We start from the raw sequence: 14,698 nt of genomic DNA, 5'->3' as shown, positions 1-14,698 counted from the left end.
TAACCAATTGTTTATTAATAATCACTGAATAGGTATGGGAGCTCGTCCCAATGCTGCGTCAGCCAAATCATTTCCTCCAGAAACCGCTTGGGAACAGCAGTATCACGCAGTACTGGCGTGCGTAGCCACCAGATAGACTCAATGAGATATAACATTTTAAAACTGCGTAAAATAAGTCCAGTGGGTACTTCCATGTGCTCCCGATATCCAGCAATAAAGGCTTGAACGGCATCTACACGAATGCCACCTGCATCGAATGCACCTGACAAGATCGCACGCGCTACGTCAATTTCCGGGTAAGCCACAGCCATTCTGTCAAAATCAACAATGCCAGCAATTTTATTTTCGTCCACTATGACATTATCTGCCCACAAATCCCAATGTGTCCAACCTATCCGACTCTCCTCAAAAATACGAAAATCCAACATCTCTACATGATGTATCGCTTGCTCTAGAAGTTCAATTAATGGATGGCATTGCTCATCCCTTGCTTGTTTCAAGTTACTTTGTAAATCAGCCAAACATGCTGTTTGATTAGGATGCCATGCACTTGCATCCAGTTCTTCGTCACAGAGAAGCTGGTGCATTCGTCCTGTCTTTTGCCCAAAATCGTACATGTCAGATCTGCTCATTTTCCCTGCTTCTCTAACATTTCCCTGAACCCAATCCATCATGGCAAATAAAAAGCCACTCGGTGTTTCTTGGATGTATGCTCCATTTCCTTCATAGACCCTTGGACAAGTAAATCCTTGCTCATGTAAGCGCTGTTGCAAGAAGAGTGTTCTTTCAATCTTAGCTCTTCTTTCTGGTAGATGCAGCTTGTAACGATCAGGGTGATAATATTTAACAAACACAGATCTGCTATCGGGTTGAATATCACAACGCCATTTCACATTTAGCCAACCCTTGGTTAGGATACTTGTTCCCACAACGCTCATCCCAAATTGCATGTGTATACTTGTGATTATTTCATCCAAAACCTGATCGATTCGAATTTCTGGAGTCCCATTCATTATACCTTCATCTCGCTTCTATCACCTAAGAAACCTAAGCTTTCTAACGCCATTTTCAAAATAACACGATTATTCTCATAGCCATTCTGATGATGTAAAGTCCACGCGTCCTCCGCAGTATGCCACTGAACATCACGGATCTCCTCGGTTTGAGCTTTGAGTTCTCCACTGATCGCCTCAACTAGAAAATAATGAGTCTCTTTCTCAACATGTCCATGCTCCGAATGCTCAAACTGATAATAGTTAATGGTCAACGGCTGAATGATCCTGCCGACAATGTTCGTTTCTTCTCTAATTTCCCTAAGAGCCGCCTGCTCAATGGTCTCTCCAGCTTCCATTCTTCCCTTTGCAAAAGCCAGCTTACGATACCGATCCACAATGAGCAATATGTGAACTTCTTGCCCTATTTTACGGTAAACGACACCGCCTGCTGAGATTTCCTTCTTCGTCATTCGTTTCATCTACCCCCAGTCCAACACACACTTCTCTTCCATTTTACAAATAGTGCCAACAAAAAAGCAACCAAAGCGGTTAGCTTTGGTTGCTCACAGGCGATTATTTCGTTTCTTGCAGCCATAAAATGCTTGTTACACCACGAGGATAATACTTACTGCCCGTGATCTCACCGGAAATAATTTGATCACTCCAACTCCAAATAGACAAGGTTGGATGTGTTAACCAGGCTACATGGGCTGCATCCGCTGCAGCCCCCCTCTCATCCCAAGCCAGATTAAGAATTTCGCGTGCTACGAATTGGCACAAATAAATTTTGCTTAACCAAGAGTTGTTGCTCGTTGAGGAAAGCTTCCAGCCGCCATCTTCGAACAAACAAGTACCTTCAACAAGCACAACATCTAGATGCTTCTTCAATGCTTCGATATAGAAGCCATAAGGACCATTCACATCAAGCGCAGACTTGTTGCCTGTGAAGTATGGGAATACCAAACCTTCAATCGCAGGAATGATTTTGGAATCATTCCCTTCGCCGACGACGGCTGGAATGTAGCCATCTTCCGTAACGAATGACGTAACCGTCTTCGCACACTTTAACGCCTGCTCGCTAGCAATAAGCGCCAGATCTTCTCTGCCATTTTGAGCAAAAATAGACTCCATGGCCACATAAGCTGCCCAACATTTGCCCGCCATGTAAATATTGTTCCGTGACTGTCCTAATGAGACGTCTAGGCTGTCGTAAGTCGTGATCTCTGCTCCACCCATGGTGCGTGAGCTGTCTAACGACATAATGCCATTTCGCAGCTCCGGATTTGGATTATCGCGATTGAGCATGCTTGTTAAACACTTGTCAAATATATCAAGATTCGCTTGCAGCCACGCTTGATCATTCGTATGCGCTACATAGGTTGCTCCGCATAACGTCCAATTTACCAACTGCTCATGCGTCATATGGGAGAAACAGTCGTCCAAACCATAAAGCTCATAGGCAGAGAAACTTGGGCGTGATAACGTATTGGCTACTCCCATATCATGTGTGAACGAGATACCACCAGGATATTCGGTTGGATCATCTGGAAAAGTAACCATATCTTCATAGCTGTACCGTTTCACGAACATATCCAGCTCATTACGAACGGTCCATGGATTCACAGCCAGCTCATAAAATAACTGATCAACTGTCAAATCGAACGTGTTCATCATGCGATATTCGCCTTCATTGACGATCCAGAATGGCTCATCATCCATATCCAGAAGCTGCGTATTTCCATAGTAACTACGGATGGCATGCGCCAGCATAAATTTCTGATCCGCTGACAAGCTAGAATCTGCGATGTTGGCGTCTGCGCTTTGAGCTAGTGCAGCTAGCTTGTCGAAGTTGCCCAAGGCGTAATCAGCCACAGCTTCTATATTTTTGAATAAACGTGCATACGTGTAGGAGGCATCTTTGCCTGCGGTAACAATCCCTGAACGATGGAAGCAAATCGCGAACTGATAAGTACGCTTCTCACCCGCAGGTGTGTCTGCGAACAAAGCGCCGACAGTACCCAGACCGAAGGTCAAGTTTTCCACAATTTTCATTTCCAAAATATCTTCAATTCGGAAATACATCCCCGAACGCACTTCTGGATCTCGTGAAACAATCGCCGTAATCCGACCTTGCCCCACACCAGCGGCGCCTTCCATCGTATCATCCAACCTACGCATTGCACTGTAGGGATCCGTTCCTTGATACCCAAAGAATACTCTTCTAGAGGAAGTACCTTTTGTATTATCAACGGTAATTGTCGCGAGAACAGCCGGAATCAGTGCTAAACGAAGCTCCTCTTCACTTGCTGTAGCTGGATCTGGCACCGATTGTGTTGGTGAAATAAGGCTAAACTCCAAATCGCCAGCTTTCCACGTATCTGTGCTGACTTTGAAATCACGATGAATCTCTTCATTTGCAAAAGGAAACAACAGCTTCTTTCTCTTCGGCCGCTGATCTGGATTTTCGATATCGTAACGAAGACTCTCGTCTTCACCAACATTCTCGAAGAATGGAAGTGCATCATAGGTACCACCTTGGGTGGTTTCGAGACCAATATATATATTTTGCTTAGGAGGACGCGCTTGCTCTAAATCGAAGCCTCCGCTCTTCCCAGGAAATCCAAGTGTAAAGCTTGCAAATGCACCAACAGGTGAATGGTGTGCGTTAAAAAATTGATTCTTCATATCAGAATGATGCCCCTCTCCGTCATTTGCCCTTATTATACAATGACCGAAACCTTGAACCCATGGGCAATACAATCTTCCATTTGGACAAAAGAAACATTTGATTTTCACATTCGTTAGGTGAGATAGTAGTTGTACAAGTAGATCATAACCTTACTAAGGAGCCTTATATATGGAAGTTTATCAACAAAAACCTTTACCTAGCGGGCTCGACAACGTCGTTCATGGCGGCATGCTGCCTGATGTGCAAGCATCCTTTCGTATCTTTGCCGCGCATCTTCGCAAGGTTAACGCGCAATGGTCTTTCCCAGAGCATCAACATCCGATGTTTGAGCTGAATCTTGTTGTAGACGGTTCCCAGCGTATGCGGATTGGAGACAAGCATTTTGTACAAAAGCAAGGTGATTTAGTTTGGATTCTTCCCAACGAAGTGCATGCTAGCTTGGGTGCAGTTGAGGGCAGTATGATGGAGTATGTGTGTGTGCATTTAGAGGTCACGGATCCGTGGTTTAGACAGCAATTGAGTCAAATTAATCAAATCATTCACCCGTCTGGCAGCAAAATGGAAAGCCTACTTCGCCCGATTTTGATGGATCTCGCACAAATAGCTCGAGAAAATTCCTCCAGCGGACTGAATGTAAAGTTGCAGACGATGCATGCTTCCTTTCGTATTTTCACCGCGTTAAGCGAAGTATTACTCGATGAAGCTGAGGTTACTACGCAGCAAACGGGAGATTCTGGCTTAGCTGCTCAGCTAGCAGCACGAATTGAACATCAAGCATCTAGCCTGAAAGGTCAGGAACCTTTCCGAATTACACGCATAGCCAAACAGCTGGGTTATAGTCCCGCTCACTGTAATCGTGTTTTTCATAAAGCATATGGCGTCTCGCCACGTCATTATTTAAGTACAATAAAGCTCCGGCAAGCTAAGCTGATGCTAATGGACCCTACGCTTTCTATCGAGCATATCGCCGATCTCCTGGGGTATAAGGATTTGTCGCAATTTAGCAAACAATTCAAACGATGGACGAATTTATCCCCAACCGCCTACAGACATTTGTCTTGGTGAAAATAGGTTGCGTATTGCTGAAGATACCATAAGTTTTATACGCGTCTCCCGATCTATACTCAAAGATAATGCTATAGAGCTATCAGATAAGGAGAATTGACTATGCAATTACGCGGTTATAAATCTTTGTGGGAATGGAATGGGAGCTGGGAAGGGAAATTAGCTGGGGTCGCTGAGGCTGGATATGTCGGTGTCGAATATACCCCGCCTGCGGATCCGAAGGATGATCCTACGTTTCGAAAAGACTTAGACGACATGAACTTGTCGTTCATTGCGCAAGTGGTGACGCGGGGACCGGATCATAGCCGCTCCTTCCGAGAGCAAGTCCTTCGCGCGGCGGAACTGCGGCCTGTTCTAATCAATTCGCACAGCGCAGCCGATCGAATGACAGCTGACGAGCAGTTGCGCTTCTTCGAAGCAGCGCTGCGAGTGGAGCAAGAGATCGGGATTCCGATCGCGCACGAAACGCATCGGGGTCGAGCTTTCTTCACGCCGTGGCACACGGCCGCCGTGTTGAAGCAGCTGCCGGCGCTTGCGATCGGCGCCGATTTCAGCCATTGGTGCGCGGCCTGCGAAAGTATGCCGAGCCCCGACGACGAGGATGTTCGGCTGAGCATATCGCGAGCCATTCATATTCATGGCCGCGTCGGGTACCCAGAAGGGCCGCAAGTGTCTGACCCGCGGGCACCTGAATTCGCCGCGCATGTGGAGACCTTCATCGACTTATGGTTGAGAATCTGCCAGCACCGATTCGATGCCGGTGCGGATATAATGACCTTCACGCCGGAATTTGGACCGCCGCCGTATTTGCAGGTGCAGCCTTACACAAGGCAGCCTGTGGCTGACTTATGGGACGTGAATTTGTGGATGTTTCAGACGTTTAAGTCGAGGTACGACTTACTCTTCTCGGATTCGCAGCTGCTTTCGAGCTTGTAAGTCGAATATTTCGACTTACAGCTCTCCAATACGATGCTTTCGCTACTGTAAGTCGAATATTGAGACTGTCGATTAATTATTTTGAGGGGTCCCAATTCCGTTAAATAGCTGAGAATCGATCTGCCAAGTCATTTCTAATCGATTAAATGTTTTTTCGGTTTGAACTAACTCATTAAAATCGATTGTAGGGCAAACGCTTGGGAATTAATCGACAGTCTCATATTTCGACTTACAGCTCTCCCATTCGAAGCTTTCGCTCGAGTAACACGAATATTTGACTTACTCGAGCGGATAAGTCGGCGGTTCCCCTTATAAGTGAGAAACCAAATCCTCTATACTTCCCATGATTCTATGCACTTCTGGCAACTGATAAAAAGTGCTCGTTTTTTCGATATCATTTAGCTCAGACGTAGGAGAATACAATAAAATTGTCTTCTTGGCCCCTAAAGCAAGACCCATTTCAACATGACTCCCCTTCCCCGCCGGCAGCATAATGATGAATACATCTGCTTCCAATACAGCCCTCATCTCGTTTTGACCGATTTCCGCAAGTTCTTGGAGAGTAGTCGTGGGAGCTTGCATAGTCCAGTCATAAGTTTGCCTAAATCCTCGTGACTTCAATTTGTCTGCGACTTCTCTGACATTGTCGATATTCCTGAAACTTGATGCAATATAAAATTTCATTGGGCTTCCTTCCCTCCTTACACATGCTGAAAACTATCCTTTCCAGCAATCCAGCTTCACTCTAACTCGCGAATGAATCCTGTCTTTTTCCCTTGGCTAAATCCACACTTTTCATAAAAACGAAGTACTTCTTCTCTCTTCGACCCTGTCATGAGCATAACCTTATAACAATTAAATTCCGTAGCTATTCCTATTGCCTTATCCATTGCCATTCTTGCAAATCCCTTGTTTCTATGATGTTCATGTGTAACTACATTTTCTATAAGTCCATACGGTCTTGCATTTCTAGTTAAATTTTTAATTATTGTCAAAACGACAGAGGAAACGATCACGTCATCACGTGTCACAACAATAATTTTCATATACGAATCATTCATGATTTCATCCCATAGTGTTTCTAGTTTACTGTCAAAAACCAGTTCAGGATCTTGTTTATGCAAATGCTTGTACAAAGTTAACAGTTCACTTAACTCATCCTTATGAATTAAACGTGTGATTACACTCCCCATATCGCCGTGCGCTCCTTTTCACTACGATTTCTCAATTAAAATCTTCAATTGGTGATTCCGATACATCAAGAAACGCCTCATATAATTTTTCAAAACCACTCGCTCAACGACCCATCCTATCCACCCTAATGGAGCTTCGAAACATAATGTATCTTTCATTAAAGTTCTATTTCCCAAATCAATAAACTCATGTTCATGTCGCATGCTTTTGAAAGTACCTTGCAGCATTTCATCAACAAAGTGATATGGACGAACGTAATTGGAGATGAGCGACGTATGCTTTTGCCGGATGAAGAAATGCCGTGCCTCAAAAGTGACCGTTTCCCCTCCGCTTATCAGACCCCTCATTGTTCCGGCGATTGCTCTTTCCTTGGTATGAGGCCAAACGGTCTGTGTATGGATATCTATATTGCTTGCCATATCAAAGCAAATCTCAATTGGTGCTTCAATCTCGATTTCTGTAACTATTGTTATCATGATGCACACCTCAAGTTTCCTACGGTTTTCCTTGCTCGTTTTCTCGATGCTTCCCAATTCGACACGCAGCACCTATCTCCTTTCCCCAACAAAACTTCATACGAAAAAACAGCCCCCCAAAGGTAGGCTGTCTCGCTCATTAGTTACTTATGAATTCCTGTACCCACTCACCATTATAATAGGCAACGCCAATTTGCGTGAAGTTGGGGCTTAATATATTTTGACGGTGACCCGCGCTGTTCATCCATGCTGTCATAACGGCTTGAGGTGTTTGCTGACCTTTTGCAATGTTTTCACCTGCATAGGAATAGCTAATGCCATAGGAGCTCATCATATCAAAAGGAGAACCGTAGGTTGGCGAATTATGATCGAAGTATCCTTTGTTGTACATGTCTTTCGCTTTATCCAACGCCATCGCAGTAAGTGCGGTGTTACTGGTTAATGGCTTCAATCCAGCCTTAGTCCGCTCTTGATTAACTAAGTTAACCACTTGGCTAGCGAACGTTGATTGCGCAGGTGCAGGTGTTACCGCTGGTTTGGCCGCAACATTCGCACTCGATCCCCCTGGGATACTGAGCTTCATGCCAGACCAAATGATGTTCGGGTTAGCAACCTGAGGGTTGGCTTTGATCAATTCAGTAAGGCTAACGCCATACTTCTTCGAGATCAACCACATGGTATCGTTGCCCGCTACCGTATGTGTTGCCGTTGCAGCCCCAGCTGCGTTCGCCCCCATAAGGACACTCAAACCTAGTGCACCTGTAATGACAAACTTTTTATAACTTTTCATGCAAAACCCTCTCCTTTTTGCGGCCTGCGAGGTTAGCTGTCGGATTCGGATCAAAGAGTAATCACCCGGCCGCACATTCGCGGCTTCACCCCAAAGATTGGTTCCCCCGTGCTTCAAAAAAGCTTCGGCCTTCTAAGTTTTGGATCCAAAATGGATCTAAACGATTGTATCATGTGATTATCCTTAAAACATGACTCAAATTTTTCCATTACAGCACACAAAAGGTTTCTGCTCTATCATTTCTGCCATAATTAACTATAAATCTTGCCCACTGACAAAGCCTGATATTCCCACAATACGTGCTGTACCTCTTGAAGTCGTCCCTCATGGCATTGAATGATTATGGCAAGCTCGGGTAGGCGTTCTTTCTTTCGAATGGTATGTTTTAGCACCTTGGCTTGAATCACTCTTGTTATAATAAAACCTAATAGAAACCCGCAAATAGCGGAAATAACGCCCCAAATAATCGGTCCCCAGTACAGAATGAAGCCGAAACTTATCCCCAAAACCGTTGCCCCTGTTGATGTTGCCATGCCAACCTCAAAAGCTAATGTTTTTTTATTTGGATTTGAATTGTAATTATGATCAGAGGTCTCACGGTGATTGTCCATCATTACGGTCATGATTTCTTGACGAGATAGCCCCATTTCCTCCAGAACTGCCAGTGCTTCCTCCAGCTCAATCGAATGCTCAAATGTACTAATAATCAACATGTGCGTCATTCTCCTTTTCAAACAGGTGTAATGGGAAATGAGGAAATGACTCTGTCAGAAATTGCTTTTGCTCGATTCGAAAAATCCGATTATGATCGACTGCAGTCATATAAGCATCGTACATAGCGCCACAGATGACGGATGGCATAAATAAAAGCCAATGGGGATCTAAGAGAGATGTCGATTGTGATACCCTGCCCAATATTAAATAAAGCAAAGCTTCATGTGATCGTGACATCGTCATATAAATAAACCACCACATGACGCCATAGAAGCCTAACGCTATACGGTTATTGTAAAGTTGTCCAAGCCCCGGAAAAATGAATGAGCTGAATAGCGCTGCAACAGGTCTTTTGATACTTATATTCGAAATCGTCCACGGCTTCATCAAATGAGAAGGTATCCGTGCTCCTTCCAGCCGCGCTAGGTGATACTGTTTGTTCGCATCTATCGCCTTGATATAACTATCCCATATTGCAAACAGATATACGATCGCATAAGCAAATGCCCATCTTGGTTCGATGACTTGAGCAGCCAACTCGAATTGTCCACTGAACGAATAGTAAATAGCTTCATTAATTCGAGCAAGCGTATTGATGGCAACTTCCCATGCAGACAGCAGAAATCCTCGAATAAACTGATGAAGCAAGAAATGTCCGAATCCTGGAAAAGAGGCAGACCACCAAGCAATAATCCTCGGATCCTGCCATCGCAGACTGCTTAATCCATCTTGACTTAATAAGGCTTGCTGCCTACGGGGTGATTGTGTGTGTCGCGAACTCAATTTCAATACATTCTCCTTATCGATTGACTTTTCTGTTCAATCCAATGTTTTTTCAGTCTCGTAAATAAGAGAACAGTCAAGGTCTGTACAACAAGGTAAATGCAGAAAGAGTAGCTCAATTTCCAATGATTATACTGGAACACATCGAAATACACATTTAAGGCTTCAAACGCTGTTCCAATCAAGGATGAAACGAGGATGTAGAGCGGAATCAGAAGTCCTTTTATACGAAACTTGTTGTAGTAGTAGGCAAATAGATAGCCAAAAACCGGATAAAGACTCCATGTTAAAAGATCTGCTAAATCAAAATAGGGATAAATATTCGCGTTATAGAAATCAAATGGTTTTACCCCGATGACCGTATCTAATGCTGTTGCAGATTCAATGCTAAAAAGCATCATGAGGAGGCTAATGGATCTAGGCATCATTCTCGGCAATAGCCACACAAAACCATAACCGAGTACGAGGCATATCATTGTGAAAATGGTATTTCGTTGAAACAAAACGTCAAGATGACTCATAAGGTATGCCATCCTTCCGCATAATCGCACGAAAAATGAGCAGTCCTATTCCAGTTGCACTAAGCAACAGAAGGCTTTCCAAATAGGACCACTCCAATTTCCACATATCTGAGTATTGAATAATCTCCAACCGATGTAACCATATCTTCAACAACATGAGAACGAGAGAATAAAAGATAACCGTTCCTAACTTATACAACAATCCATGCTTCGACACCCATCGCTCCATTGCCCAAATCACAATCATAGGAGTGAAGATCTGTTGGTAGACAAGACGTAAGAAAATATCACCATAGTGAAGTGAAGGAACGATGTAAGAATAATTAAGTGAGACTATCATAAAGTAGGCATCATTCATAAAAATCGTAAGGAGCCAAATGAAGATAAGTTCCAATAGATGCAGTCGTCTCTTTGTTATGAAAAATGTGATTACCAGTAAAATGTAACATGTAATTAATACAATTTTCCCCATTGACGCAACACCTAGATTCCCTTCAAATTGCATTGTTTTTAACAAATATGCCCAATTCATCTCTTTTTTAATACGGATTCAAATATGTACTTAACGATACCCCTCAGCATCAGCAGGCTTCCCTGCTTGATGCACCTCAACAAGGTAGCGCCAGCAATCTGGCTGTGAGCCGTCTACATCTTTAAAGCCGTACACTTGTGAAATACTGCCGCTTGACATCGAGTGACCATTCCATCGAGCAACTTCCGGATCTCCAGCTAATGCGGCAATCGCACGTCCTACAAAGCGCGGCGATTCCGAGATGATGAAATGTGGTTCCTTCTCTGTCGCGTCACGCCAATTTTCCTCCGTAACCTCGAAGTGCTCCAACATAATTTCCGAACGCATCCAACCAGGGGTCACTGCAATTGCTGTGCAGCCGTGCGGCGCCAATTCGTGGGATAGCGACTTCGCCATGCGTATCACAGAGGATTTGGCTAGATCATAGAAGAGCGATAACCGGTAGTTGGTATCGTTGTACTCTGCTGTACCGTCCGTTATTTCAATCACAAGTCCATTCTTATTGCGAACTAGCAAGGCTAATGCAAAATGGCTCGTAATAATGTGCGTATCAATCGCTAGCCGAAGCATACGAAATCCTTTATCTAATGAATGCTCCCACACAGGTACATTCCACTCCGTCAAGTATTCAGACCCCCACACATCGTTGACCAGGATGTCTAGTCGCCCCTGTTCGCTCTCGATGCGGGCAATAAGCGCCTGAACTTGATCCCGATCTAGATGATCCACTTGAACCGCTATCCCTACTCCACCTGCATCATTCACTAATTCAGCTGTTTCTTCAATGGTTTCAGGACGATTGTATTCTGATCGTTGCGCACGTGTCGTGCGGCCCGTCACATAAACAGTGGCCCCTGCAGCCCCTAGTTCTATCGCTATTCCTCTTCCTGCTCCGCGTGTGGCTCCTGCCACTAAGGCAACTTTCCCTTGTAAATTTTTCATGATTTAATACTCCTCTCACTTATTATCTGCCACGATTAGTTCCCATTTGTCCTCATACTGTTATACCATACTTTCTCCATTGCCCACCTCCTCCCAGTTCAACCTGTTCATCAAAACATGATATACTAATCCACAAATGATAAACTTCATTCGCAATGGATGACTAGGAGTGATTTGCAATGTTAGCTAAAGAATTCATTATTGCTTTGGGCACACACAACCAAGCGAAAAGAGCTGCCGTTGTGCTAGCTTCTGGAATCGAACCTATCTGCCATGCGGTCCCTTCCGGGGTAGCTGACCAGCCTCTTTCCGAAAACGAGACCATTATCGGTGCGATTAATCGCGCAAAACATGTACTTGCCGCTGAACCACAAGCTGATATTGGCCTTGGTCTAGAAGGTGGACTTACCTATGATGAGACACATACCCAACAGTGGTATCTCTTCTCCGTTTGTGCCGCTTGGGATGGGAAGCAGCTTTTTGTCGGCAAAGGTTTATATTTCCCCATCCCCAATCCCATTGGGGAGAAATTACAACAAGGCGGGATTGAGCTGCGCCACATTATCGATGAATTGAGCAGCACTGTCGGAAGTAATCACAAAGATGGTGCTTATGGTTTATTTACCGAAGGGCGTATTACGCGGAGTGATGTTTTCCGTGATGCCGTCATTGCAGCGCTGACGCCGTTTCAATCATCATTTTACAAGTGAAAACAGGCTTAAATTGCCTTCTTTTAGTCAACAAGGGCACCTCAGAAGTAGAATGATCTACGCGAGGTACCCTTGTAAACACCTTTATCTCTTGTACATTGGTGCAATACGATCGATCCGATTCGTCCATATTCCCCCCGTATACGAAGCTGGAAGCCGTTCCAAATCAGCTGGCGTATCAAACCCTGTTGAAAACTCCGTCCCATTGCCTCCAACAACGAGAATACGCGTATCCACTTTATCCATACGATTGAGAAACTTGTCTGGCCATCCCCATAATAGCGGAGCCAGCTTCTCAGGAATATGTATCTGAATATGTTCGCAAGCCGCAGGCGTAATGCCTGTCCAGCCATAGGCAAGGTAAGGAAGCAAACAGCTCTTCATCGTATCAACAGAAATAACTCGCATGTCTGGCAGTTTTTCCTTCACGATAGCTATTGGCAAATTCCCACCATAAATCGTTAATTGTGCTCTCCGTTCTGGTGTAAGCTTGGACAAGATGTTAACTAATATATCGCCTTCATGAGGATCATCCGTTTTGATATGAATGAGGAACATGTTGTCTGGGAATTGCGAGAATACTTCGCCAAGAGAAGGCATTAATCCGACACCTTTGCCGCGAAAAGGAAATGTCTTTCCAAGATCGGCCGTATATCCGTAGCCAATATCCACCTTTTTCAACTCAGCCATTGTATAGTCCTTGGACTGCCCTTTTACATTCGTTCGACAGTCAAGTGTCCAATCATGGAAAACAGCGAATTGCTCATCTTTGGTCATATGGATATCAAATTCGACCTCATCTGCGCCAGCATCAAAAGCAGCTTGCATCGATGGCAGGGTATTCTCCAGATACGGATGCTCCGGGTCAAAAATGCGCTCAGCTGTGCAGGTGTCGTTCTTCAGATTCTCTGTATGGAAGGTTTGTGATAGACCACGATGCGCCATGAGAAACGGCTCCCCAGTCCGTTCTTTCGCAAGGAGTGATGTGTTGTTCACATAAATGAACACAAGGAGAACGAGGATCGTCCATACGATTTTACTTTTAAAAAGTTTTCTCAATCGTCTCATTGGTCCTCTTCCAACTGTTCAATCGGAGCAGTCAGACTATGGATCGTAAGCAGCGCATGTGTACGTTTGGCAGTTAATAGCTCAACTGATTGTTCTACATAGAATTGTTCGTATTCTGTAGGCTTTACACGCACTTTCATTAATTTTCCATTCGGTTTCCGAATATGTACGCGATATTCTTCCATAAACTCAACTTTGGCCGTCATTTTCTCCGCGTCATTCTGCACTAAATCAATACAAATAATAACCGCAAGGATAAGAAACACGCCTAGACATAAACTGAAAATGGAAACGAAAATAACAGGACTTTTAGCAGCAATATTTATGATTATTTGCACAAGCGTTAGGAAGAACATCAAACTAATCGTTACAAGCTGTAATTTTATAGACCTTTCGTAAAGCTTCATCAAACAATCCTCCCCTGCCATATTAAAATAGGACGTCAGTGAAATGGGACTCTCTACTTTGTATTCGTGAAAGATACAGCATTCCCCTTGTTAAATGAACGCAAAAAAAGAACATCCACAGGATGCTCTTCCTTTTTACGAATGAGAACGGAATTTAACGAGCTTTTCGTTTCCGCTTATGAAATACGAACCACGCTACTCCGATCGTTCCGACAGCGAGCAATGCGCTAAACAGAACGATATAGCTCAAATGAAATATATTCAAATCAGTTCCTCCTCAGTAACATATACCCCATACATTCCTTACTTAGTAAGATGGATCATCCGCAGCTAAAATATGTAGATCCGCATAGGATAATTCTAGGAGGTGCTGCTACGTGGACAATAAGCGTACATGTCGACTTATCCGTTCATCTCGAACCTATCATGGAAAACAAGGATTCGATTATCATGAAGCGATTTCCAAGGAAAGTGCTGATTCGCAAGGAATTTGTATGATGCTGCTAACCATTCTGCCGGGTCAACGAGCGAAAGCTCATCTGCATCAAAATCATGAAACCACCATTTATATGATGGAGGGGAAGTCCTGTATGTGGTACGGCGAGAACTTGGAACAACACATGGAACTAGAACAAGGTGACTTCCTCTATATTCCAGCTGGCATGCCCCATCTCCCCTATAATCCAAGTACGACGGATATTTGTACTTGTGTACTTGCCCGCACGGATCCCAATGAGCAAGAGAGCGTTCTTCTGCTGCCTGAGCTTGATGCACTGTGGGATTCTAAAAAGACTTAACGAAAAGAAAAGCAGAGAATCCACGATGGATTCTTTGCTTTTCTTTTCGTTTCTTCGCTTCCCCCATACCTATTGTCTT

The 14,698-nt window shown here is 44.1% G+C and carries 18 protein-coding genes and 1 riboswitch; of the genes, 4 read left to right on the top strand and 14 right to left on the bottom strand.

What is annotated here, in order from left to right:
• Nucleotides 1–14: 14 nt before the first annotated feature.
• The 3 genes from J2736_RS05280 to J2736_RS05270 all read right to left on the bottom strand — a co-directional run bounded on the left by J2736_RS05280 (nucleotide 15) and on the right by J2736_RS05270 (nucleotide 3,680).
• Nucleotides 15–1,013: a phosphotransferase enzyme family protein gene (locus J2736_RS05280; RefSeq protein ID WP_310224155.1), complete on the bottom strand. Its 999-nt coding sequence runs from the start codon at nucleotides 1,011–1,013 to the stop codon at nucleotides 15–17.
• Entirely contained in the window at nucleotides 1,013–1,465 is a 453-nt protein-coding gene (locus J2736_RS05275) for an NUDIX hydrolase (protein WP_310224154.1), read from the bottom strand. The genes J2736_RS05280 and J2736_RS05275 overlap by 1 nt, the downstream gene beginning before the upstream one ends.
• 103 nt (nucleotides 1,466–1,568) lie before the next feature.
• Nucleotides 1,569–3,680, bottom strand: coding sequence for a glycoside hydrolase family 52 protein (locus J2736_RS05270; RefSeq protein ID WP_310224153.1), 2,112 nt, complete (start codon nucleotides 3,678–3,680; stop codon nucleotides 1,569–1,571).
• A 172-nt stretch (nucleotides 3,681–3,852) separates the two neighbouring features.
• On the opposite strand from J2736_RS05270, the gene J2736_RS05265 reads away from it, so the two are divergent.
• Both J2736_RS05265 and J2736_RS05260 read left to right on the top strand, forming a co-directional pair.
• Nucleotides 3,853–4,749 (top strand): helix-turn-helix domain-containing protein, encoded by an 897-nt coding sequence (locus J2736_RS05265; RefSeq protein ID WP_310224152.1) that lies wholly within the window; start codon nucleotides 3,853–3,855, stop codon nucleotides 4,747–4,749.
• A gap of 102 nt (nucleotides 4,750–4,851) precedes the next feature.
• Nucleotides 4,852–5,685, top strand: a complete 834-nt coding sequence (locus J2736_RS05260; RefSeq protein WP_310225212.1) for a sugar phosphate isomerase/epimerase family protein — start codon at nucleotides 4,852–4,854, stop codon at nucleotides 5,683–5,685.
• A 309-nt stretch (nucleotides 5,686–5,994) separates the two neighbouring features.
• Here J2736_RS05260 and J2736_RS05255 read toward each other — a convergent pair whose 3' ends face one another.
• The 9 genes from J2736_RS05255 to J2736_RS05215 form a co-directional block, all read right to left on the bottom strand.
• The gene (locus J2736_RS05255) at nucleotides 5,995–6,369 is read right to left on the bottom strand and encodes a nucleoside 2-deoxyribosyltransferase (protein WP_310224151.1); all 375 of its coding nucleotides are present in this window, start codon (nucleotides 6,367–6,369) and stop codon (nucleotides 5,995–5,997) included.
• Nucleotides 6,370–6,425: 56 nt separating this feature from the next.
• Nucleotides 6,426–6,878, bottom strand: a complete 453-nt coding sequence (locus J2736_RS05250) for a GNAT family N-acetyltransferase (protein WP_310224150.1) — start codon at nucleotides 6,876–6,878, stop codon at nucleotides 6,426–6,428.
• A 21-nt stretch (nucleotides 6,879–6,899) separates the two neighbouring features.
• Nucleotides 6,900–7,355: an SRPBCC family protein gene (locus tag J2736_RS05245; RefSeq protein ID WP_310224149.1), complete on the bottom strand. Its 456-nt coding sequence runs from the start codon at nucleotides 7,353–7,355 to the stop codon at nucleotides 6,900–6,902.
• 139 nt (nucleotides 7,356–7,494) lie between these two features.
• Nucleotides 7,495–8,145: a CAP domain-containing protein gene (locus J2736_RS05240; protein ID WP_310224148.1), complete on the bottom strand. Its 651-nt coding sequence runs from the start codon at nucleotides 8,143–8,145 to the stop codon at nucleotides 7,495–7,497.
• Nucleotides 8,146–8,151: 6 nt separating this feature from the next.
• A riboswitch (cyclic di-AMP (ydaO/yuaA leader) is annotated at nucleotides 8,152–8,285 on the bottom strand.
• 111 nt (nucleotides 8,286–8,396) lie between these two features.
• The gene (locus J2736_RS05235) at nucleotides 8,397–8,858 is read right to left on the bottom strand and encodes a hypothetical protein (RefSeq protein ID WP_310224147.1); all 462 of its coding nucleotides are present in this window, start codon (nucleotides 8,856–8,858) and stop codon (nucleotides 8,397–8,399) included.
• Nucleotides 8,845–9,642 carry a hypothetical protein gene (locus J2736_RS05230; protein ID WP_310224146.1) on the bottom strand — a complete coding sequence of 266 codons (798 nt, stop codon included), beginning with the start codon at nucleotides 9,640–9,642 and terminating at the stop codon, nucleotides 8,845–8,847. Before J2736_RS05230 ends, J2736_RS05235 begins: the two co-directional genes overlap by 14 nt.
• A gap of 2 nt (nucleotides 9,643–9,644) precedes the next feature.
• Complete coding sequence (locus J2736_RS05225; protein WP_310224145.1) at nucleotides 9,645–10,163, bottom strand: hypothetical protein; 519 nt, start codon at nucleotides 10,161–10,163, stop codon at nucleotides 9,645–9,647.
• The gene (locus tag J2736_RS05220) at nucleotides 10,150–10,521 is read right to left on the bottom strand and encodes a hypothetical protein (RefSeq protein ID WP_310224144.1); all 372 of its coding nucleotides are present in this window, start codon (nucleotides 10,519–10,521) and stop codon (nucleotides 10,150–10,152) included. Before J2736_RS05220 ends, J2736_RS05225 begins: the two co-directional genes overlap by 14 nt.
• Nucleotides 10,522–10,725: 204 nt before the next feature.
• Nucleotides 10,726–11,637 (bottom strand): SDR family oxidoreductase, encoded by a 912-nt coding sequence (locus J2736_RS05215; RefSeq protein ID WP_310224143.1) that lies wholly within the window; start codon nucleotides 11,635–11,637, stop codon nucleotides 10,726–10,728.
• A gap of 179 nt (nucleotides 11,638–11,816) precedes the next feature.
• On the opposite strand from J2736_RS05215, the gene J2736_RS05210 reads away from it, so the two are divergent.
• A complete protein-coding gene (locus J2736_RS05210; protein ID WP_310224142.1) occupies nucleotides 11,817–12,347 on the top strand; it encodes an inosine/xanthosine triphosphatase in 531 nt (176 codons plus the stop codon).
• Nucleotides 12,348–12,431: 84 nt separating this feature from the next.
• On the opposite strand, the gene J2736_RS05205 is transcribed toward J2736_RS05210, so the two are convergent.
• Both J2736_RS05205 and J2736_RS05200 read right to left on the bottom strand, forming a co-directional pair.
• Nucleotides 12,432–13,415 (bottom strand): glycerophosphodiester phosphodiesterase family protein, encoded by a 984-nt coding sequence (locus J2736_RS05205; protein WP_310224141.1) that lies wholly within the window; start codon nucleotides 13,413–13,415, stop codon nucleotides 12,432–12,434.
• The gene (locus J2736_RS05200) at nucleotides 13,412–13,822 is read right to left on the bottom strand and encodes a hypothetical protein (protein WP_310224140.1); all 411 of its coding nucleotides are present in this window, start codon (nucleotides 13,820–13,822) and stop codon (nucleotides 13,412–13,414) included. The genes J2736_RS05205 and J2736_RS05200 overlap by 4 nt, the downstream gene beginning before the upstream one ends.
• 377 nt (nucleotides 13,823–14,199) lie before the next feature.
• On the opposite strand from J2736_RS05200, the gene J2736_RS05195 reads away from it, so the two are divergent.
• Nucleotides 14,200–14,619 (top strand): cupin domain-containing protein, encoded by a 420-nt coding sequence (locus J2736_RS05195; protein WP_310224139.1) that lies wholly within the window; start codon nucleotides 14,200–14,202, stop codon nucleotides 14,617–14,619.
• Nucleotides 14,620–14,698 lie beyond the last annotated feature (79 nt).

The organism is Paenibacillus qinlingensis (genome assembly GCF_031455095.1).
GTDB classification, from domain to species: Bacteria; Bacillota; Bacilli; order Paenibacillales; family NBRC-103111; genus Paenibacillus_E; species Paenibacillus_E qinlingensis_A.
This window is presented reverse-complemented; position numbering and strand designations above follow the sequence as displayed.